The sequence below is a fragment of the Polycladidibacter hongkongensis genome, assembly GCF_001561995.1.
GTDB classification, from domain to species: Bacteria; Pseudomonadota; Alphaproteobacteria; order Rhizobiales; family Stappiaceae; genus Pseudovibrio; species Pseudovibrio hongkongensis.
The window spans coordinates 13,327-33,279 of the sequence record NZ_LLWC01000035.1; the positions used below are offsets into that span (position 1 = coordinate 13,327).

Consider the following 19,953-nt stretch of genomic DNA (forward strand, 5'->3'; position numbering starts at 1 on the left):
TTCCATTTATTGTTCGTCGGCACAGTCAGCGCCGCCCCGTTCCCCGCAAATTTTTTCAATAGCCTTTTCCAGCCCTTCGACAGCGTTCCAAAGCAAGTCGATACTTTCGCCCTTTTCCGGCGCATCAGTGAACACGTCGTTATTGAGCCACTGGTTAAGCTCAGTCATTTGCGCCTTGAGCTGTTGTTTAAGGGTGATGAGTTCGCTTTCCATGTCGTCGCGCACCCGTGGATCTACCGGCAATCCCAAACCTTCTGAAATACAGGCCATAGCGTAGGTAACGTCGTCCCATCGTTCGTCGTTTTGTTGCTCGCCTTCAGGAAGGATGTGCTCACGGTATTCAAAAAGCGCATTCCAAACGATCTCGGTGTCATTCAATCCCAAATAATTGCCCATTGTCTCTGCTCCTTGGTGAGGTCGGTTTCTTTCTTCGTGTCGCACGAAGGGGGGAACGCCGATCAAGGTCAGCCAGACCGTTAGGGGACCGGCTGCAACAAGGGAGCAAAGCGAGCGCGTGAAGCTGGGCTGGATGCCTGCAAAGCAGGTTGCCTTGAACGGTGTGGGGGCAACGCCCCCTGCACCTTTATCAAGTGCGTGGGACTGGCGACCAAGGGCGGTGCGCTGTGGGCCGTGCGCGGCCCGCCAAGCACCGTCCAGCCAGTCCCCGCGCCGCTTATCACAACCATTTCAACACCAACAAAAAACCCGCCTCAATCGGGCGGGTCAAAGCAATAACCTTCACTCTAGTTTAAACTTGCTCTCTCTCCCAGTTATCAGAAGCAATCAGGTAGTTAATCTCTGTGGCTCCTTCTGAGGCAGCAAACCATGCTGCAGCTGCTTCAAAGTCCAATCGATGTGCGCGAGTTTGTGGGTGCGCTAACAAAGCTGTATGGACTTCTTGCAAGCGATATAACCCTGCAACCGTGCTAGGCATTTTTCGATTGCGGAATGCCTGCCGCGATATCCCCAGCTTGCTTGCGACTTCAGCCAAATTCACCAAGTCCGGTCGCACCTCATGCAACCGGCTTCCTTCGGGTAGAACGGCTTGTATCTCACGAGCGCAACGGGAAATCACCTCTTTTGGGTTGCTTCCCTCCTCTACCAAGGAGACACCAAGCACACCGTTACGGCCTGTGCCTAACACTGCATCTGTGTATCCAGCAGAGTAGACCGCCCTTTCCAACTGCTCAGCCTCGGTGTTTTCATCGGGAAGGTCAAAAATGAGATCAAACTCATACTCACTCATCACATACCCCTTATGTCTGCATCCAAATTAAACACACAACCAAGGACCTTTTGCCTAAGATTGCGGGCGTGCCTTTGTGGCGATTTGGGTGTTGAATTGATTGACATGATGCAAAACTCTCCGCATCTGCATTCTTTATCATTGTACGGGCAAAAAAGGCGGCCCCATGCGTGACTACAACCAATCTCAACCCGCCACCCCAAGCCTTCCGCCTCTCGTAGGACCGCCTCTATTTCTTTGCACGGGTGTCTCTTTCTCGGCAATATGGCGCCCCCTTTTAAAGTTGTCAACTCGTAAACTTAATAGGCTCACCCAATCGTTTAAAGGTGCTGTCTTCTACAACACCTGAGTAACCTGCCCCTAATCCGCATAGCTGTAGACGTAAGCGGCGATGCCATGATCTTTAAGTACCGCCACAAATGCACGACAAGACGCCTCATAGACGATCCGTGATTGTGTCGTGAGACCACCACACAGGGAGACTTTCCACCCGCCTTGAAAATGCCGTTCGCCAATCTCCTGCGACTTGAGAAAGCGCACAAATGGGCTGCGCGCATTCTCAATGACCACCCACGCCCCGCCGCAATCGGCACGGTCGCCATACTGGCCTAGTTTTTCCAGTGCGGCCGTGGTCGCCTCGTCTAATGCCTCATCATAAATCCATTCATTGGACCCGTATTCAGGCATCAACGGTAGCTCTGCAATAAAGTCTTTCATTTGCTGGTCAGCGTGGTTGGTGGTCATCGTCTCTGCTCCTTGGTGAGGTCGGCTTCTTTCTTCCTGGCGCAGAGAATGGGACGGGCGGGTCAATGAAACCGCATAGCCGTCCATCAGCTTTGGCTACAAAGCTGTGTGTCGGGTGAGGATTGAAATTGAACAGAACGGCTCTTCTGCCAAGGGCAACAAAAAAGGGCATGACCGCTTAGCGGTTATGCTCCATGAACGAAGACAGCAATCCGTTGGATTTTGCTATTTGAGTACAGATGAAGAAGTGAGGTCGTTTTTTGTATAATAGCAGTCGACTACCTTCAAACTCACTTTCTTAATCTCAGCACTGGAATGATAGACCTGCGCGCTACAGCGGACCTCGCCCGTTGCGAGGTTTAAAAGCTCACCACTCCATGTTCCATCAACATTAGGATAAACATCAATTCGAAAATTTCGGTAACGAATGAACCGTCCCTGAAATTCGTCACCGGCTTTAGTTTTTGATGAAACGCGCCACTTTTTAGGCCAGCCTCTCATTCGCTTGTCGGCTTCTCTTGCGTAATCAGCAAGGGCACTTAGCTTTCCGGCACACTCAACTCCAAAAGTGGTAAGATCTGCTATGTCCGGGTGCGATAGATAGTGAGCATAACGAATGCCCATCTTCCCGCAGAGTTGGCAAATTGTACGCCGCTCTTCTAGATCATCAAAGCCGACATAAACCCAACCATCTGCCGGTATCTCCTCCATTAGATATTCCGATTTCTTTTTAGGTTTCTTAATCACTGGCAACACCATGTATTACGACAGTCACGGCAAAGCCAACAAGATGGGCTGGGACTTGGATCACATCAAGCCCAAGTCTCGGGGTGGCAGTGACAGCACAAGGAATTTACAGGCCCTGAATGCGCCCTTAAATCGAAGCAAGGGCGATAGTTTGGTCAAAAAAAGCCGGCATTCACAGAGCAACAAGTAATTTTTGGCGGCCTAGTTGTTGGGCCGCCATAACTGTAGAAATATTTGGATAAACTAAAGTATCATCCTCGCAGTTTGCGGCAATAGAACCATCCATCTCGTATCAGAGCTTACAAGTCACAAAATTCATTCTGAGCCGGAAGCATCTTGCCAGATTGGACGATCACGCCAGTCTTCAGGAAAACCCATCGCTTCTTTATGAGTGTCGGATCGCTCCCCTACTAGCCCAATGAGGCGTTGCCGAAATGTACTATCAGTAGCTTGATGTTTCATAAGGTGAAGCAGCAATACAAGGACATTGTAGATGCGATTATCATTTTCGTACCTGCCGCCACTGTCTGCAACAAGTACCATATCTTGATTAAAGCGGTTGATTTTCGGGATACGTTTTACTGTGCGCCTGTTCCATAATCTGCTGTGATGGGCGCAAACGTTTCTAACGTAAGAAAGGACATGGAGGCTCCCCACGACGACTTCTTTGGAGGGCAAGCCAAGCTCACGACCAACCTTCGACTTAATGGTGTTATCCTTGGTGATCTGAAACCACTTCGAAAGCTCACCAAAGGTCATTAATTCGGTCGCAGCCCAAAGAGGGGGAGAACATGGATTCGCGTATTTTCTTTTATAATGGACAACAAAAGTCTCTTCCGACTTGTCCACCGCACGAGCTAAGCGAACAAGTTGTTCGGCGTGATGAAGATCGCCAGAAAAGAGGCTATGATTAAGATGTGCATGCGCGCCATAGGCATGAACCATATTATAGGTCCAGAGTGCGCGCACATGGACTTCAACTCGTTCAATTGCCTCAAGAACGATCCCTCTCAAATGGCGATCGAATACGTAGAGGTCTGTTATGGTGGCAAAATCAACGCCGCGCTCAAATTGCTTGCTTCTTGTTTCGTCTGCGTTTGGTAGACGCTCGAATGGCAGCCAGTAAGCGCTTAATCTGTAGTAACCAACATTCTTAAGCCAATTTTTGGCTTGCTCATGGTCACCGACCTCCATGCCTCTTTCAACAAGACGGTTTACTTGCTCATCTAAAGTGGTGGGTGGTTTTTCATATTCCAAACTAAAACTATCATCCAGAAATAAGTAACCCTCCGGTATTGAGCTCAGCTTTACAGCTGGTCGCCTGGAGGGTGTTGTTATGAAAAATATAGAGTAGCGCCTCTTTAAAGTCAATATTTATTTGCTTACGCCTAACGCAACAGGACGGATTGTTGCCAGAGTACTTAAAAAAAAACCTCTCAGAATATACTACCCCCCTGCTTTCCAGATATTGTATCTGTTCTGCGCCCCTCTGACACTAATGCCAATTACTTGAGCCACTTCTTCACATGAATGGCCCCTTTCGAAAAGAGTATAGACAGTTTGAATACCCGCTTCTGAGAGGTGATTTGATCTCTCAATATCTACAAAGTGAGCAGGGTTTCTCCCGGAGCTTGTTGAAGGTAATTCTTCTTTCAACTGGATAGTGATAGCCATTGCCTTTTTCAACAAAGCCTCAAGTTCTACAATTTTGTCTGCTCTATGCATAATTAAACCTTCTTCTTACACTCTCTTCCGATCTTCGGAAGAGAGTGTAAGCGAAACGCTTATCGAGCACAATAACAATTTTCCTCAAAGCCTTGATTACCCCACTGTCGCCTTCCCCCTGCCCCTTTTCCGCAAGTGATAGTCCCCGCGAGGCCAAGACTTGTTGCTTGCGGGGTTAGATCGGCCCTGCCCGGCTCCGGCTCGCTTGAGACGGTTGCGGGGATGTGGCCGCTCTTAGCCCGCATGTGACCTGGCTTGGTTAGCTCTCCCATAGAGAGCGCGGACTAGCACGGTTCGCTTTAGCGAATGCGGCCAAATCCAGAACATTACCCTTGGATTTATGCGACTGGTTCAGAGCAAAGAATTTATCAACCTGCGGCTTTTCCGGGTACAATGGCTCTTCCAGTTTCTTGCCCTTTGCCTCGGCCACCATCCACGTCCAATAGAATGCCGGCACTTCTATAACATCCACATTGTTGAAGTTTAGAAAATGCACTTGCCACCCGCCCTCGTCACTCAGATCGATGAGGCCTAGTTTTTCATCTTCTTCTAGTTTTTGCTCACACTCAAGCAGCTGCTCCGCTACATCGTGGTCCATCAAGAATTGTTGGGTATGGGCGTTATGGAACCAGACATTAATCTTTCCCTGCTGATCCATGAGGAACTGTGCCTCCTGCGTGTCTATCTGGGTTGCCAGATGATACTCAAAGACCCTCTGGCAATATTGCATCGGTGTTAGGTCCTGCAGGTCATTCGGGAACGGGTTTTCGTCCAGTTCAAATTCATTATGATAGAGGCGTGTCAGCTCAACAAAAAACCACGCAGGAAAGACGGCACCCATTTGGTCGATATCTTGGTGCTCGATCTGGAATGTGAGGATCTTATCGAAGTTGAAGAAGACCTCTTTGTTATCGATGGTCTTAAAGCGCAAGACACCGGTTTCCTCGGCTTTGGAAGGCGCCCCGTCGAGCTGATCTCTTAGGGCGTAGGCTGTGCCTTCGCTGATGCGATATTGAAAGTCTTTTGCGTCGGTTTTGATGAGAATGGAGCCATGAGGCTCCATATCCTCTAGCATTTCGTCGAACTGAGCGACCCTGTCTATCATGCGCTCGATCTGCTTTGGGGTTGCGTCCTGCGAGTAATAGAGGTCATGAATTTCACAGCGGAACATTTTCGCCAATCGATAGGCTTGGTCGATCCTTAGGTTTTCTGGGTTTTTCTCCAGCTTTGAATATTGGCCTTGAAAGACGTTGATTTCATCAGCCGCTTCTGCTTGCGTGATATTCGCTGCGGTCCTTGCTGTTCTTGGGAGGAGGCAATATTCCCTAGTATGTATCACTAGTTTCCACGGCATATTTACAAACACAGATTGCAAGGCAACGGCCGGCACATTTGTGAGTTCTCGGGCCGCAACCATCCTAGCGACGGACTGTGCAAGCCGCTTGGCTTGCGCGCGCGGTTGCTAGGCTGGGTGCGTGGTTTCGATGCTTGTGCGCTTGGGGATCGGAAGGGGAGCTACGAGGGGTGGGCGCGGCCCCCCTCGTTGTCACCCTAAGGGGACAATAGCGCGCTGGTGAAGTTGGTGCGTTTAGCGCGGCAAGGTTCACCACGCGCGGATTTAAGTGTTTAGTGTGAGAGGAGCGGGCCTTGTCCGCGTGTCGCACACTAAACTCCGCTCTAGAACCGCCCTCCCCTCTCGTCAGGCATTGCGGGCGTAAGCCGCCCGCTTGTTGATTGCAGGCCATCGCCCCCTGCCCTTTATGCGGCTTGTGCAAGTGGCTTGTTATCTTGCAGCAATGCCAGCACCTGCCCGAGGTGCTTGGCGATGGCAACGAACACCGGATAGATCACCGCTTGACCGAGGATCTCGTGGGCCGTGGTTTCTGGAAGGTCCGCAATGAGCCTTTGCGGTACGCTTTTCACCTTGGCATGTTCGCGAGCTGTCAGCAGCCGGCTTTTTTCTGGTTTGGTTGGGTGCTGAATACGTGGCTCGGTAGAGCGCACTTTGTTGTAGCCTCGGCCAATCGTGCCGCAATGGCTTTCACTACCGGTTAAAAGTTGGGTCTTGAAACCTTTACCCGCCGCCGCATCGCGCTCGGCCTTCAAGGCGATGTAGCGGTAATCTTTCCAGCGCGAACTATCTTCGGGCAGCTGTTCAAGCACATCATCCAGCGCCGTGGGCTTGGTGGTCATTGGGGTCACTTCATCCAGATCAACCGCCGCCAGTCCATGAGAGACGGCCAACACGCATAAGCGTTCACGCCGTTCCAATGCGCCGAACTCATTACCACAAAAGACCCGCTCTTCAATCCTGTAGCCAAGTGAAGCCAAGACGCTGCGAATAACTGCCATGCTTGCGGTGTTCATGTACTCTTTGACGTTTTCAAGCAGCACTATGGCCGGATTTACGGCTTCGATAAATTGCAGGGTTTGAAAGAACATCATGCCCGCTTTGTCATGACTTTCTGCAAACAGCAGTTTGTTTGCGGTACGGCCCGATTTGCTTGCACCAGTGCAAGGGATGCCGGCCACAAGCAGATCAGCTTGCAAGGGCGCTTTGCGCAGGTTTACAGCTTCAACACCGCCTTCAATGGCAATGCTGTACTCATCCCAAATAGGATTGTTTGCCAGAGAGGCTTCCAGATATTTAGGCTCTATTTCAACGGCAACGGCAAGGCGGGCAGGGATCCCGACAAGGCTAAGCCCCTCATGCACAGCAGCATCAAGGATGCCACCGCCATGGAACAGACTTACTGTGTCTAGGGGTTTTTGTGCGGCCACTTTTTCGAGGAACCGGTTGACGCGCTCATTCACCCGCTGGGTTTGGTGGTGGGCGGTTATAATGATAACGCCGGTCTTTACGAGGATCCGCAGGCATTGCGAGCCTTCAAAGATTTGAGCGATTTCGTCGGCTGTGCAATCGATCACGGGCAACACGGCACCGCCGCGTTGGCGGCGTGATACGGTATAGCGGCCTGTATCTTTCAAGGTCAGGATGGCTTGTGATTTCTTGATTTCGATATCATAGCGCTGACCCACTTCAATGCCTTCACGGGCAAGTTTACGGCCTTCCAAATAGACGCGCTTACGGCCTTTGGTTTCGCCAAGTTTTGTATTGATAATGGTCGTCATCGGTTGCTCCCAAGAGTTGGTTTTCTTTCTTCTTGGAGCAAAGAACGGGGAGGGCGGGTCAATGAAACCGAAGGCCATCCATCAGCTTTGTTGGCAAAGCTGTGTGTTGGGCGAGGATTGAAATTGAGCTGAACGAACCTTCAAGCACCGGAAGGGGTTCACAGCTGTGAACCCTCTTTACAACGGTACCGTTAAGAGCCAAATTCATAAGACTGCCCTACTAAGGACCAAGATCAACACCTTGATCAATCAACCTTACCTTAGATGTGCTGGGTAAGGGGTTCACAGCTGTGAACCCCTAAATTTCCTTAAGCAGCTCCGGTATTCTCGAAGCCAGATATTCCCGGATTTTAGCTCTATTCGGAGTTGTGAGTTTCACCTTTAATTCCCTATCCTTGACAGTAAGAACCGCTATTGGGTTACCGCTTTTGTCTTCAAGCTTTAAGTTGTTAGCTTCCATCGTTTTGCCCTTAGGCAAGGCAAAATACTGCACACAAGCTTTGAAACGAGCGTTACTATCTAAGCCCCTACAATCTTCATGCTGAAGCATGGTTATCAACTCGCTAGCCGCAGCCTCTTCCCCTACCTGCGCATTTTCAACCGATTTGCTAAGTTCGGTCCAGCTTGGACGTCCGACTTCTGGTGCAGGTCCGATAAGTTCAATAAGTTCATTTGACAATGCTCTTATTGAGCTTCGGTAATTACTAACTGTAGTTTTTGACGATGCGCCAATTGCCTTAGCCACTACCTCGTTTGTGAACCCCTTCGACAGCTTTCGTACGAATAGTGCTGTTTCAATGTAGGTCAGGTTTTTACGTTCATGATTTTCGAGGCCTTGCGCAATCACGAGTTGCTCATCGTTTAGAGCTTGAACAACCGCACGCACACTTATGCCAAGACTAAGACAAGCCGCCCACCTGCGCCGACCATACGCTATTTCATATTTGCCTGTTTGTGTGGGATGTTCTCGCACCAAAATAGGTACTTTCTGCCCGTCATTCTTGATGCTTTCTTTTAACGCTTCAAATGATGGATCTGCCTCATAAGGCAATCGATCTGTAATCTGTGAGGGAACACATTCGCTTGCTAGTAATGTCTGTATTCGATCACCATAATTTACAGCGCTGGAAGGCATTGGCGTTTGAGCTGCTTTACGCATTACCCCAATTGGACTGGTAGGTGATATGGGCCTTTTTGCCAAACTATCTCTACTGGGACTTGATTGGCTTGTGCTCGCATCCTTCCAAGCAGCATTAAAGTCTTTCACTTTAGACATCACGACCCCACCCCTTACAGATGATTTTCTCAATTTCCGCGTTGACTTGAGACATCGCCTCGACACCGCGCTTAAAAGTTGCCCGATTAAAGTCCTTGCCGTTTGTTTCATAAATGGTCGAATTTGAAAGACCCGCTTGGGATACAGCGGCGGAGACCGGCATTTGGTTCTCAAGCACATCATCAAGACAGGATCGCATCATTGATGCAATGGCTGTCATGGCAGCATCATTCGGCTTAAATCGCGTGAGCAAGCAATTCATTGTCCGGTCTGTATAGCGAGCGCTATCTCCAACTATATGCACGCTGTCCTCTAGAGTTGCTAAGTGGTCTCCCAATGCACAGAGATATTGGTGCATAGACTTAACATCCAGCCAATCTGGCTGAATGGTCAAGAGCAAGTGGTTTGCTGCACCAATTGTCGCCTGTGTCGCAAAGTTTAGTGCCGGCTGCGTATCGCAGACAACAATGTCGTAGTCATCCTCGACCTCATCAAGACAGCTCCGCAACCGCATATAATAATGCAATGCTGCGGCACCCTTTTGATCAAGCTGCTCAAGTTCCGCTAACTCTCTACGCATCTCAACCACTTCAGCTTCACTTGCCCCTAGGGCCAGTGCCTGCTGCAATTCAGCGGTACGTTGATCTATGTAGTGCCTGTAATGATGAGCATCAGTCATGACACGTGGAGTGTCCTGCTCCCACTCGGTCATCCACTGTCCGCCGAGACCTATATCAATCCCTTCGAAATAAGTCTTCTGGATAACATCACGAATAGACAATGGATCTTCGTAGCGCAAAGCAGCGTTCACAGACTGATCTGGTTCAATTAATACAGGTTGATAACCAAAGATAGTGGATGCCGACCCTTGTGGATCTAAGTCGAGGAATAGAACGCGGTAACCCTGTAATGCTGCGTATTGTGCAAAGTGAACTGAAGTCGTCGTTTTCGCAGAACCACCCTTAAAATTGACAAAAGCCATTACAGCCAGTTCTTCATCTTCGCGTCGACGCGGAAAGTAGCGCAGTGCCTTTTGAGGCTGGTCACTAACGCGCTTAGCCGCTTCTTTCCTGAGTTCTGTTATATGGGCAAGTGAATAACAACGATAGCCGCTTCGTTCGTCCTTAGGCACATCATCTGCAATAGCTTGTGTTAATGTACTCACATAGCTGGTACTACACCCCATCAACTCAGCCACCTCTCGTGGCATAAAGACACGGCCAACTTTATGATCGTGAGGGTTCGTTGCTTGCTGAGAAGTCACCTCAATAACCCTTGCTAGCGAGTCTCGCTTTTGGATCACCCTATCGTAAAGCGTTTGTTTTACATCCAATGTATCTTCTACGGACATTGCTTATTTCCTCAAGAATTATCACAAAAGCTAGCTTTTTAAAAAGTACCACAAAAACTATATATTGCAATGCCTATCTACTGTTTGTATTCCCTTTAAAGTTATCCAAGGGTCTATGACGTAACCGCAAATAGAAATTGTCCCATCTCCATCCCGGTCAGTAGACCTTGTTGGGCGTGATGGAGGACCATTCGTACAGTGCTGTTGTTGGCAAACTTGTTGGTAAAAGCAGCGAATGCGCTGGTCGAAGTCAAGCACACCACTTGCACCAGATCTGAGTATGGACACTCGACGAAACGCTCAGATTGGGTCGTATTTTTGCGGGGAAGCGAAGAGGCGTGGTAACAGACCCACACTTATCGAGTGTCTCCTAAAGCAATGAACTTCCTATTAGTTATTGTTAGTCTTTGTTAGGTGCTATATATTGGCAGAATGAAAACAGAACCGATGAAAACGCTAACTGTATCGCTTTCTCCCCAGCAAGTGGGCAGGCTCAACGCTGCCGTAGCATCAGGCTCTTACGCTTCAAATAGTGAGGTTGTTCGTGAGGCATTACGCCTCTGGGAACAACGGCAAGAGATCCAAAAATTTGAGGTTCTCCGCCTGAAGCGTGCCTATGAAGAAGGCATGGCAAGCGGCGAAGGCCGGAGAATTGATGCTCCTACTTTACTCGCTGAATTGAAGGCAGAAGATAGAGCGAGTGACTAAGTACGTTTTAAGTCCCCGTGCTGAGCAGGATATTCGCAATATCTGGCGGGAGATCGCGCAGCTCAACGAGCCAGCAGCCGATGACCTCGTCTACCGCCTCTTCAATAAATTTGAATTGGCAGCCACTCATCCTCAAATGGGCGCACCCCGTCCTGAACTCAGTCAAACAGCCCGTATCCTCGTTGAAGGTAGTTATATTGTTATTTACGAACCAAATCATGACGAGATATTCGTTGTCGCAGTGGTCTATGGTGGAAGAAATCCTGTAAACTGGTTATGAGGCAGGCCACACGCTTGAAACCTCACGATCGACACCGAGTTTGTTGTCAATACTTGCGCCCCTGGACCTCATTAGCACCGCTCGCTCACGCTCCTCTAGCGTTTCCCAATTCTGATGTGATCTGGGCTGAACGGGGCCCCTAGATATAAAGGCGGGAGCATCCATTCTAGCTTGCGAGGAAGCGGCGCCTGATATGCACCCTGATTTTGCCAGTATCACACCAGAGTTTTTCCTAGAGGCCGTAATTTTCCAAACCAAGCAAGGTCGTTTTGCCGCCATTGGGCGATTGGCTGATGGGACGGTAACAACCATATTCGCCGCTCTAGGAACCCAAGGGATTGCGATTATTTCCCTGCGTCCTGCCAGTAAAAAGGAGATAGCAGCCTATGACGAAAAAGAGGTTTGATCCGCTCCATGCCAAACAGCACGGATATACAAAGCAGGATTGGGATGGGGTTGATAGTCCTGAGCTTGATAGCAGTGAGTTAGCAAGCGCAACAACCTTGCAAGAGGCATTGCCCGAACTGGCGCAAGCTATCGTTAAACGGGGGCGGCCTAAGTCCGCCAGCCACAAAGTTCCAGTGTCCTTGCGCCTTGATGAGGACCTTGTTGCTGCCTTGCGCAAAAGCGGCAAGGGTTGGCAGTCTCGTGTTAACGCCGCGCTGCGCGATTTCGCGAAGATATAGGCCCAGTTAAGTATTGTGCTCTCTTCAGCACTTGTTCTTCAAGATGGCCATATATGCAGCTATGTGCCCACTGAGACGCTTTTAGTAGGGGCAGAAAGGCCAAAGGCAACCACTTGGGTTGCCTTGGTAACTAGTGCCCCCAAAGAGGGCGGCAGAGACGATAAACGCCCTGTATGTGAAATTTAGGTCAATTAGCCCTTGATGGGGAATAGACCGCTGTTACCTCAATAAGTGAATTACTGCATTCCGGCTTGCTGGGGGTATTGAAGAATATCTCTTTCCGCTCAGAACCTCAGATACACGACCTTGATTGATCGACCCGAGACGACTGGCAATTTCATGCTGATGAAGATCAGAGTAAGCAGCAAGGGCTTTGATTTGTGCAGCGATATCCGCTGTTAAAGGCGTTCTGTTTCTCATGCTAATTCCTATTTTGGCTTGACACTTGCCAGCTAGGGAAGCAAAACAGCGTTACCACACAACTATTTTGGCGCAAGCAAGCATCAAACGTAGTCAAATAAAAATGCGGCCCGAATCTATCGGAGCCGCATTTTTATTAGCACAAGCGCATTATATAAACAACTACCACCTGCACGTGTATCCGCATTATACACCACGCATTCAATATGTCAATATATTTCCACAGATTGTTGTCATTAATGCACTTAGAATACGACTTTTGCTCTAAAAGATTTGCATCTCTAAGCTTCAGTTCAGCCGAACCAAGGATAGAAAAGGGCGAGAAACTGCCATTCGTCTCGCCCTTTGTTACAGCTATTTCAGCTCGTTCAAAGCCCGCTGAAGGCGGCCGCCGTCTGGGCTGTCAAGCAATGTTACCCGCTCTTGCTTGGCGGTGTCAGGGCTGACCAACATATCAAAGCCCCCAGTTACAAGCGTCCCCCCATCAACCTTGCTAAAGCGCAGGGTGATTTCTGCCTGTGGCAGGCCGGTGCTGTAGGAAGCGTGGGTTTTGCGCTCTGCGCTGTTGGTTTCAAGCGGCATACGAAGCACCGCCTTTGAAGAGGTGGACGAACGCAGACGGAAGCCGCGGTTCTGGAACAGGCGGATTGCATCGGCCTTGGTGGTCGCAACAGGCTTGCTGACATAGACCTGCGGCGGGTTTTGTGAAGAGACATTGCTGACGGTTTGGCAGGCGACAAGCATCAGCGCCAGCGCGGCGCTTACAATCAAGCGTTTCATATTCAAAATACTCCAGAAGCGGGAAACATCCGTCCTTATTTGTGACGGTACATCCCCCAGTTATGACCAAAATAGATGCACCAAACGCCCCAACGTGTCGGGGTCGCTTTCTTTCTTCTCGACGCAGAAAACGGGGAGGGCGGGTCAATGAAACCGCATGGCCGTCCATCAGCTTTGGCTACAAAGCTGTGCGTCGGGTGAGGATTGAAATTGAGCTGCAAGCCCCTTCTGCCAAGGGCAACAGCAAAGAGCAGGGGGTCACGTCTTGGCCCCCTCCTGCACCACTTTCGCCATGAGGCCAAACACGGACTTGTGCAAATGCAATTCGCCGGTCGGGGCTTTGGCAATCAGTGCGCGCAAGAACCCGCCGGCACTGCGCACAGGATTATCAGGATCGCGCATGCGCCGGTCGGCAATAATCACCGCCAGCGCGGCGGCATTGGCACCGATCACCCCGCAGGCCGCCTGCCAAGCAGACTGATTGATGCCCAGATATCCGGCATAGCTTTGCGCCGCAAATCCAAGGGATTGCCACGTCATTTGGCTATCATTGGTCTGCCAATGGAAACGGAACTCTTCGGTAATGATGGTTTGAACCTGGTCGAGTGTGACGTGTTCAATGCCGCTGGTTGAAAGGGCTTGTTCTGTTAGAAATTCGCGATCAGGCTCTTTTTTTCTAGAGCCATTATCGGCGTTAGCCGATTTTGATATTTTCAAGTCAGCTTCGTTAGAAGCTGGCCGCATATTTTCAGCGTGCTTACAAATTACTGAATTATTAGAGCTTGTATTTTGAGTATTATATTGTCGGAAGTTTTCTTCCGCCCTGTCGGAAATTTCTGGTGCATTATCCGCAGGTTTTGGCGGTTTTTTACACAGGCACGCTTGCGCTTGTTCAAGCAAGAGCTCCAACTGCCTACGCGCAGATCGCAGCGCGTGAAGATCCCACCCCAGAAGCGCACGGCCGCCAACACGTTTCATGGCCTCGTGCAACTGCGCACACAAGGTTTCAGGCAGATCACACTGCGCGGTTACCGCATCCTGCATGGCCTGCGATATACAGCGGCGCAAGCTGCTGATCCGGCGCCCTTCCTGCTTGCGATCAAGAGCGTCCTGCCGTTTGGCCTCCCGTAACGCCAGCCACTTGCTGTAAAGCTGGGTCATGGGCGCAAACGAAACACCATAGCCGTATTCGATGTAGCCTTGCCTGTTTCTGCGACCAAAACGGCGGTGATTGCCCGAAGAACGCCACAGCAGCACACCGGCCTTATGCAAGGCGGCCTCGATGTTCTGCACTTGCCGTGCGCTGACATTCAGCACCTCCGCAAGGGCATTTACAGACAAGAACACAATGGGCTCCTGCCCGTGTTCCCAGTCTTGGGGCTGGGTGTATCGCAAACACCGCGACAGATAGCGCAGGCAGACAGGGCTAAGGCCAATAGCCGGCCCCAGATCCTCCGCAAGGGTTAGTAACTCCCAGTGGCTAACCCCTTCAGGTAGCCCTACATACTCTTGTGCACCGGCATAAATCGCCCGGTCGGCCCGCCGCGCCACAAGATGCGCGCAGTCCCGAGCCGAAAAGTCCGGCTCCAACTCGTGAATATCCATTTTTCCCACCTACAAAATTGGCGGAAAACCCGAGGCAAATTTAGCGCGCAAGAATCCGTTCGCAAAAAAGATGCGTTTTAGACTTGCAAAATTTTTAGGAGATGCGTAGAAAAAGGGTGCTAAGTGTTTTTCTAGCTTCTCCTCGGTTGCCTCCGGCTTCCGGGGTTTTGCTTTTTTAGGGCCTAGCCCAGTGAATTTTCTTCCCACATTTGAGTGCTGTTAACCATAAAACTTACGCAGCTTTGGTTTCTGGTACAACAAAACATTACACATGAAACAAGTTTTGCACCATTAACCTAGTAAAACTCAGGGTTTTCGCTTGGTTTTCAGGGGCGCTTACTCGTTCATTATCCTTTCGTACTCCGCCATGACTGATTTGAGCCTTAGTAACTCATAGTCACGCGAATCTGCCTCCAATCTCTCCATTGCTTCACAGATCCGATTCATGTCCTCGGAGCTGACCAAAACATGGGTTGGTCTTGCCCGTCGGCAAATAAGAACTGGTTCGCGCTGTGCCTCATCCAGAACCTGCGCAAGGTTGGTCCGAAAGCTCGAAATGGTGTGCGTCCGCATGATGATTCCAAAAGTCATTACAGATGCAACAGAGCTAGCACATGTTCCCTAGCGGGCAAACTGATTTATTTGCACTTTATCTGCATATATGCTATTCTAGTACCATTGGTACAAATTGGAACATTTGAAATGAAATTTCTCCGCCATCTCTATGCTGTGCTTACAAAGATACTTTCGTTACTGTCTGCGTTCGCTGCAGCCGTTTTTACGTGCTGCATCATCATTCCCATAACACTATCAATTGCGCATTTCGTATTTGATGTTGTTGACCTCAACGGCATACGATTTTTGACTGTCTGTGCAGTGATTTCTGCAAGCCTTCTACTTCCCGTGCATTTTTTTATTCAAACACCCTTACTCATAGACAAAATAGTAGATCTTCATTCCGGCTATCGAAGTCCTTCTCAAAGAGAATATGTAGTAATTCAGAATGCATATGAGAATTATCGAAAACGCTCATTACAAAATGGAGTAAATCCGGTAGGTCTACGCATTACCGTTGATGATGATGGCGATGTTAATGCATTTGCATACGGGAAAAATTCTGTAGCCCTTAGCCGAGGTCTGCTTAAATATGCTCAAAGCAAGCCAGACGGTCATGAGCAACTTATGGCTGTCATTGCACATGAGGCAGGTCATCATAGACATGGAGATTGTTTGCACTCCATCGCTATGTTGCTTCTAGTCCTCCCAGCATATCTAGCTACAGGGTTTAACAACCTATTATGCAAAATCCCGCTTATTGGTCTCTTTGTAAATTTGTTTACCGTGGCTGCACTTACCCCTTACATCTTTGCAATTTTTATCAAAAACTATAGCAGCACAACACAGGAGTATTTGGCTGATGAATTTGCTGCCAAAAGCCTTGGCCCGGAAGGGGTGAAGGCCCTGCTTGATTACTTTTCTAATCATGACGAACGACCCAAGGGAGGGATCTTGAGCACCCTAACAAGATCACACCCACCTTCTGAGCTTCGCCGGGACAACATCGAAAAGCGGTTTCCAGTTGCTACCTAGAGTGTCCTGCCTGTCTCCTTTGTTGCTCTAAAGCCTCAATTTCTGCCGCCGCAGAGCGTTTAAATGTCGAGAAAATGGTTTGGTATTGCTGCACGAGCTGCGCCGCTTCTGCGTCCAAGACGAGTTGCGAGCGTAAAAAAGCACGCCAGTTGCGCTCTTTGCTTTTCTTTTTCCTGTACTCCTCCCACAGCTTGGAACGCTCATGTGAACGGATTACGGGGCGTTGCTTATATTCATCGAGCTTCCGCTTGTCGCGCTGATTGCTACGAGGCATGAACACGCCGAATTTCTCTTCAAGCTTGGCTTTGGAAAGCCCTCGGTCGATGCCGGTCGCTTTCACCGTTTCCGGTCCATCAAGATTGTAAAACACCAAGCCATTGGCACGGCGTTTGACGCCAACACCCAAGGCGTCAAGAGAAGAATGAAACTGCTCCCAAGTCTGGGCCTTCTCCTTCATCTTCATCAGCGCCTCGCGGTGGCCTTTAAGGTAGCTGGTAAAGCTCTCCTCCCATGTATTGTGCTCTTTATCTCGCTCCTTCTGCATGCGCCGTTCAGCCTCACCTATTCCATTGTCAATCTTGAGGCCGTGCTTGAGCTCCATTTGTTTGCAAACTTTATCCAGAATTAGATAGTCGTAGCGTTTCTGGACGTTTCTGTAGGTCTGCGGACACACCTTGGAATAGACAATATGCATATGGAAATTGTCGGTATTGATATGGGTCGCAGCGACACGCTGGTGGTTTTCGTAACCCAGCGCTTTGGAGAACTCCTTCTCAATATCGCGCAGGGCTTCACTGCTTGGCTTTTCATCGCGAAAGCTAACGACCACATGATAGTTCTTGTCGGCCTTTGAACGGGTGTTCATGCTTTGCGTCACTTCCACCTCGGCAATCGCCAACTCAAGATCGTTTACCCTGTCGCCCGCCAAACAATTGCTTATCCATAACTCGTCCAGCTTCTCCCCTGTCTCCTTGGCCGCAGCCACATACTCGGCCAGCTCCTTGAAAGGGGCAGGAACCGTTCTATTGGAACGCTTGGCGATCATCGTTTGATCTCCAATACGGTTTCCTTGAGCTGGTTTTTTATCTGCGAAATATCGTCGATCAATGAAGCAATTGCCTCATGATTGGCGCGCATGTCGGCGCGAGACAAAGCATCGTTAAACAGGTTGCCCAGGCGTGCCAGATCCGCATTTACCTGCAGCATGCCCTTGACACTCAACAACTGGTTCTCGTTCGGAAGCTCGCCGTTTTGCAAAGCCTGCTCAATGATTGAGGACACGCTCCGCTTCAGCCGTTTCTTGCGCCTCAGAAGATCTTTGTGCACCTCTGGCAACAAATAGGTGACCACCCGCACGCGTCTGTCTTTGGGGGCAAGGGGAGGGCGGCTCATAGCGTAAGCTCCCGCTCGCGCTGCGCACTGCGCTCCGGCGCTTGTTGTTTGGCCTTCTCTTGCGCGCGCGAGCTGTTCAAACTCTGCAAAAGTGCGTCCTGCAAAGCCGGTAGGCCACGGCTGCAATGCAGGTCATTCCAGTCACTCAGCTGCTTGGACTGCTCCGCTTGCTTGAACATCGGGACGACCACCAAGGCCCCGATCGCTGCGGCTGCCTCGGTTGCTTTTTCAACACCAACGTTCTTTTTGCCCTTGGCCTCCAAGCCAATATCGTTATCGCAGGCAATCGCGATATTGGCTTGCGGGAATTTCTCGCGCAGGGCCTTGGCAACGGGCAACAAGTTGCCGCTGTCAAAGGCAACAACGGTCGGGCATTTGCTCGCCGCATAGAGGCTGGCACCGGTGGAGTAGCCCTCACAGATAAACAGATCCAGCCCCGCACCGTCTTTGTGCTTCTGCAGCTGCTTATCCGGGTCGATACTATGAAACAGGCCCGCCTTTCGGCCACCTTCAAAATACACCTTTTCCTCACCCACAAACTGCAGGTTCCAAAGATGCCCGCCAGCATCACGCAAAGGCACCATCATGAGCCCGTTCTGATCCAGCTTGACGCCAAAGCCTTGCACTTGCTTCGCCGCTAGGTATTGGCAATTCTTGCCATTGGCCCATGTTTTGTTATTGGTCCACACGCCATAGGATTTCTTGGCAACCTCGTTATGGAGCTCGCGGCGCTCCTTCTCCCGCTCCTGCGCCTTTTGCGCCGCCTCGGCCTGCAGGGCGGCGCGCTCCTCGCGCGACAACTGCACCCCTGTCGAGACCCAGCGGAATTGATCGCCTTTGAAGTTGTGAAAGATCCCATTGGGCACACCATCGGTAAAGCCCATATAAGAGGCGTTCTTCTTCCTCTCGCCCGCCAGCTCCACACGGTGCCACTTACCGTCCATCTCCGGCAGAGCCATTTGCGCACTGGCTCCATGGGCAATCATAAAATCCCTGAACTCTTCACGTGGATCCCGTTTTGGGGCAGCGGAGGACCAACTTGAACTTTGCCTAGAGCGCGAAGGACCTGTGGCCTTCATCTTACGGGCATATTGAGACTTCTTGTCCATGCTTTGCGCCTCCTGCTCTACGGACTTGGATTGTTGTTTGGTTTGCGCTTTTGCCTGCGCCTGCTGTTCAAGCTCTGCGCGCCGGTCGGGGTTTCGCACCCACTCGGCAATGGTTTCGGCATCACGTGCCGCTTGGAAGATAAAGTTCTTGTCGTCCCTGAGGGCTTTAAGCCAGGATTCAACATAGCTGGCGTGCTCTCCCGGATTGTGCGCCAGCCCCAGTTCACGGCACAGAAGATAGGAGGCGATTTCTGCCTTCAGCTCCTCCTTGGCATAGGCTGGCGAACCAAAGGGGCCGCCCTCCCGTGCAAGCCGGTCCTTGTGGCCGCTGGCATGCCCCAGCTCATGCAGCGCGGTCGCGTAATAGGCATAGGCCGAGGCAAAAGCAGCTTTGGGCGGCAAGTGGATCTGGTCGCGTGCGGGGGTGTAATAGGCACGGTCTTTTTGGTCATGGAACAGCGGCACTGCCCCACTTACCAACAAGCTTTCTGCTTCTTTGAGAGGATCAAACCCCGGTGCTTGCGGCTCGTAAGCCTCCAGCCCGTCAAACTGACTGGCATTGAAGACATGGGCATAAAACACGCTAGGGCGCACCAGCGGCACCCGCTCTTTCAAAATCTTCCCGTTGTCATCGCGCAGAGGGTTGCCGTTGTCATCGGTGCGCGTCTGCTCGTGTGACCACTTCCAGTACTCGATAGGCATGCCCTTCTCGCCCTTGCGAACCGTGCCTCCCATCTCCTTGCCCTGCTTGAAGGTGAGCCAGCGTGGATCAACAAAGCCCTTTTCTTCCAGCAACAGCAAATTCATGCCGCGATACCGTTTGCCAGATACCGGATTGAAGGGCAGGGCTGAATAGGTGCCAGCCTCCCATGGCTTTTGCCAAGGGGCCGTACCCTCTTCAATTGCTTTGATGAAGCTGCGCGCCACATCATCCCGGTACGTCTGTTTTTGCGGCACGGCGCTACTCATTGTCCGCGCTCCACGTCACATCTTGCATGGCCGCCAAAGCCTCTTCCTCGCTCAGAGCATCCTCGGTAAAGGCTCCCAGTTCCTCGGCATCTTCTGGATCGAGCGCGGCAATCAAACCTTGGTCGGCGGCATGAAGGGCTGCCAAAACCTTATCGGCAAAATCAGGATCAAACGAATGTGACATACTTACTTC

At 50.6% G+C, this 19,953-nt stretch carries 23 protein-coding genes; 6 read left to right on the forward strand and 17 right to left on the reverse strand.

Annotated elements, in window-relative coordinates; translation table 11 throughout:
* Positions 1 to 6: 6 nt before the first annotated feature.
* The 4 genes from AYK82_RS15015 to AYK82_RS15030 all read right to left on the reverse strand — a co-directional run bounded on the left by AYK82_RS15015 (position 7) and on the right by AYK82_RS15030 (position 2,737).
* Positions 7 to 396, reverse strand: a complete 390-nt coding sequence (locus AYK82_RS15015; protein WP_068317804.1) for a hypothetical protein — start codon at positions 394 to 396, stop codon at positions 7 to 9.
* A 352-nt stretch (positions 397 to 748) separates the two neighbouring features.
* Positions 749 to 1,246, reverse strand: coding sequence for a hypothetical protein (locus AYK82_RS15020; protein WP_068317805.1), 498 nt, complete (start codon positions 1,244 to 1,246; stop codon positions 749 to 751).
* A 360-nt stretch (positions 1,247 to 1,606) separates the two neighbouring features.
* The gene (locus AYK82_RS15025; RefSeq protein WP_068317806.1) at positions 1,607 to 1,990 is read right to left on the reverse strand and encodes a hypothetical protein; all 384 of its coding nucleotides are present in this window, start codon (positions 1,988 to 1,990) and stop codon (positions 1,607 to 1,609) included.
* Positions 1,991 to 2,215: 225 nt separating this feature from the next.
* Entirely contained in the window at positions 2,216 to 2,737 is a 522-nt protein-coding gene (locus AYK82_RS15030) for a hypothetical protein (RefSeq protein ID WP_156453394.1), read from the reverse strand.
* Positions 2,738 to 2,780: 43 nt separating this feature from the next.
* Between AYK82_RS15030 and AYK82_RS18665 the strand changes: the two genes are divergently transcribed.
* On the forward strand, positions 2,781 to 2,927 hold the full coding sequence (locus tag AYK82_RS18665; RefSeq protein WP_425272587.1) for an HNH endonuclease: 147 nt from the start codon (positions 2,781 to 2,783) through the stop codon (positions 2,925 to 2,927).
* Positions 2,928 to 3,052: 125 nt separating this feature from the next.
* On the opposite strand, the gene AYK82_RS15040 is transcribed toward AYK82_RS18665, so the two are convergent.
* The 6 genes from AYK82_RS15040 to AYK82_RS15065 form a co-directional block, all read right to left on the reverse strand.
* Positions 3,053 to 3,994 carry an Abi family protein gene (locus AYK82_RS15040; RefSeq protein ID WP_082733978.1) on the reverse strand — a complete coding sequence of 314 codons (942 nt, stop codon included), beginning with the start codon at positions 3,992 to 3,994 and terminating at the stop codon, positions 3,053 to 3,055.
* A 189-nt stretch (positions 3,995 to 4,183) separates the two neighbouring features.
* Positions 4,184 to 4,462, reverse strand: coding sequence for a hypothetical protein (locus AYK82_RS15045; protein WP_068317815.1), 279 nt, complete (start codon positions 4,460 to 4,462; stop codon positions 4,184 to 4,186).
* A 259-nt stretch (positions 4,463 to 4,721) separates the two neighbouring features.
* Positions 4,722 to 5,801 (reverse strand): helix-turn-helix transcriptional regulator, encoded by a 1,080-nt coding sequence (locus AYK82_RS15050; protein WP_172795255.1) that lies wholly within the window; start codon positions 5,799 to 5,801, stop codon positions 4,722 to 4,724.
* A gap of 419 nt (positions 5,802 to 6,220) precedes the next feature.
* A complete protein-coding gene (locus AYK82_RS15055; RefSeq protein WP_068317909.1) occupies positions 6,221 to 7,594 on the reverse strand; it encodes a DNA cytosine methyltransferase in 1,374 nt (457 codons plus the stop codon).
* 298 nt (positions 7,595 to 7,892) lie between these two features.
* Positions 7,893 to 8,870: a plasmid partitioning protein RepB gene (gene repB / locus AYK82_RS15060; RefSeq protein ID WP_068317821.1), complete on the reverse strand. Its 978-nt coding sequence runs from the start codon at positions 8,868 to 8,870 to the stop codon at positions 7,893 to 7,895.
* The gene (locus tag AYK82_RS15065) at positions 8,863 to 10,221 is read right to left on the reverse strand and encodes an AAA family ATPase (protein WP_068317824.1); all 1,359 of its coding nucleotides are present in this window, start codon (positions 10,219 to 10,221) and stop codon (positions 8,863 to 8,865) included. The genes repB and AYK82_RS15065 overlap by 8 nt, the downstream gene beginning before the upstream one ends.
* A gap of 432 nt (positions 10,222 to 10,653) precedes the next feature.
* Between AYK82_RS15065 and AYK82_RS15070 the strand changes: the two genes are divergently transcribed.
* The 4 genes from AYK82_RS15070 to AYK82_RS15085 all read left to right on the forward strand — a co-directional run bounded on the left by AYK82_RS15070 (position 10,654) and on the right by AYK82_RS15085 (position 11,895).
* Complete coding sequence (locus AYK82_RS15070; RefSeq protein ID WP_068317827.1) at positions 10,654 to 10,929, forward strand: type II toxin-antitoxin system ParD family antitoxin; 276 nt, start codon at positions 10,654 to 10,656, stop codon at positions 10,927 to 10,929.
* Complete coding sequence (locus AYK82_RS15075; RefSeq protein ID WP_068317829.1) at positions 10,922 to 11,209, forward strand: type II toxin-antitoxin system RelE/ParE family toxin; 288 nt, start codon at positions 10,922 to 10,924, stop codon at positions 11,207 to 11,209. The genes AYK82_RS15070 and AYK82_RS15075 overlap by 8 nt, the downstream gene beginning before the upstream one ends.
* A gap of 193 nt (positions 11,210 to 11,402) precedes the next feature.
* Positions 11,403 to 11,615: a BrnT family toxin gene (locus AYK82_RS15080; RefSeq protein ID WP_068317832.1), complete on the forward strand. Its 213-nt coding sequence runs from the start codon at positions 11,403 to 11,405 to the stop codon at positions 11,613 to 11,615.
* Complete coding sequence (locus AYK82_RS15085; protein ID WP_068317833.1) at positions 11,596 to 11,895, forward strand: BrnA antitoxin family protein; 300 nt, start codon at positions 11,596 to 11,598, stop codon at positions 11,893 to 11,895. The genes AYK82_RS15080 and AYK82_RS15085 overlap by 20 nt, the downstream gene beginning before the upstream one ends.
* A 774-nt stretch (positions 11,896 to 12,669) precedes the next feature.
* On the opposite strand, the gene AYK82_RS15090 is transcribed toward AYK82_RS15085, so the two are convergent.
* From AYK82_RS15090 to AYK82_RS15100, 3 genes are all read right to left on the reverse strand, one after another.
* Positions 12,670 to 13,095: a hypothetical protein gene (locus AYK82_RS15090; protein ID WP_068317836.1), complete on the reverse strand. Its 426-nt coding sequence runs from the start codon at positions 13,093 to 13,095 to the stop codon at positions 12,670 to 12,672.
* Positions 13,096 to 13,353: 258 nt separating this feature from the next.
* Positions 13,354 to 14,700 (reverse strand): plasmid replication protein RepC, encoded by a 1,347-nt coding sequence (gene repC, locus AYK82_RS15095; RefSeq protein WP_068317839.1) that lies wholly within the window; start codon positions 14,698 to 14,700, stop codon positions 13,354 to 13,356.
* Positions 14,701 to 15,036: 336 nt separating this feature from the next.
* On the reverse strand, positions 15,037 to 15,273 hold the full coding sequence (locus AYK82_RS15100; protein ID WP_172795257.1) for a type II toxin-antitoxin system Phd/YefM family antitoxin: 237 nt from the start codon (positions 15,271 to 15,273) through the stop codon (positions 15,037 to 15,039).
* Between the two features lie 129 nt (positions 15,274 to 15,402).
* On the opposite strand from AYK82_RS15100, the gene AYK82_RS15105 reads away from it, so the two are divergent.
* Positions 15,403 to 16,290 (forward strand): M48 family metalloprotease, encoded by an 888-nt coding sequence (locus AYK82_RS15105; RefSeq protein WP_068317845.1) that lies wholly within the window; start codon positions 15,403 to 15,405, stop codon positions 16,288 to 16,290.
* Here the strand turns inward: AYK82_RS15105 and traI are convergent.
* From traI to AYK82_RS15125, 4 genes are read right to left on the reverse strand one after another with little or no spacing between them, the layout of a single operon-like run.
* Positions 16,283 to 17,335 carry a TraI/MobA(P) family conjugative relaxase gene (gene traI, locus AYK82_RS15110; protein ID WP_068317848.1) on the reverse strand — a complete coding sequence of 351 codons (1,053 nt, stop codon included), beginning with the start codon at positions 17,333 to 17,335 and terminating at the stop codon, positions 16,283 to 16,285. The two genes, AYK82_RS15105 and traI, sit on opposite strands and share 8 nt — an antisense overlap.
* Positions 17,332 to 17,682, reverse strand: a complete 351-nt coding sequence (locus AYK82_RS15115; protein ID WP_068317851.1) for a hypothetical protein — start codon at positions 17,680 to 17,682, stop codon at positions 17,332 to 17,334. Before AYK82_RS15115 ends, traI begins: the two co-directional genes overlap by 4 nt.
* Complete coding sequence (locus AYK82_RS15120) at positions 17,679 to 19,760, reverse strand: zincin-like metallopeptidase domain-containing protein (protein ID WP_068317854.1); 2,082 nt, start codon at positions 19,758 to 19,760, stop codon at positions 17,679 to 17,681. The genes AYK82_RS15115 and AYK82_RS15120 overlap by 4 nt, the downstream gene beginning before the upstream one ends.
* Entirely contained in the window at positions 19,753 to 19,944 is a 192-nt protein-coding gene (locus AYK82_RS15125; protein ID WP_068317857.1) for a hypothetical protein, read from the reverse strand. Before AYK82_RS15125 ends, AYK82_RS15120 begins: the two co-directional genes overlap by 8 nt.
* Positions 19,945 to 19,953 lie beyond the last annotated feature (9 nt).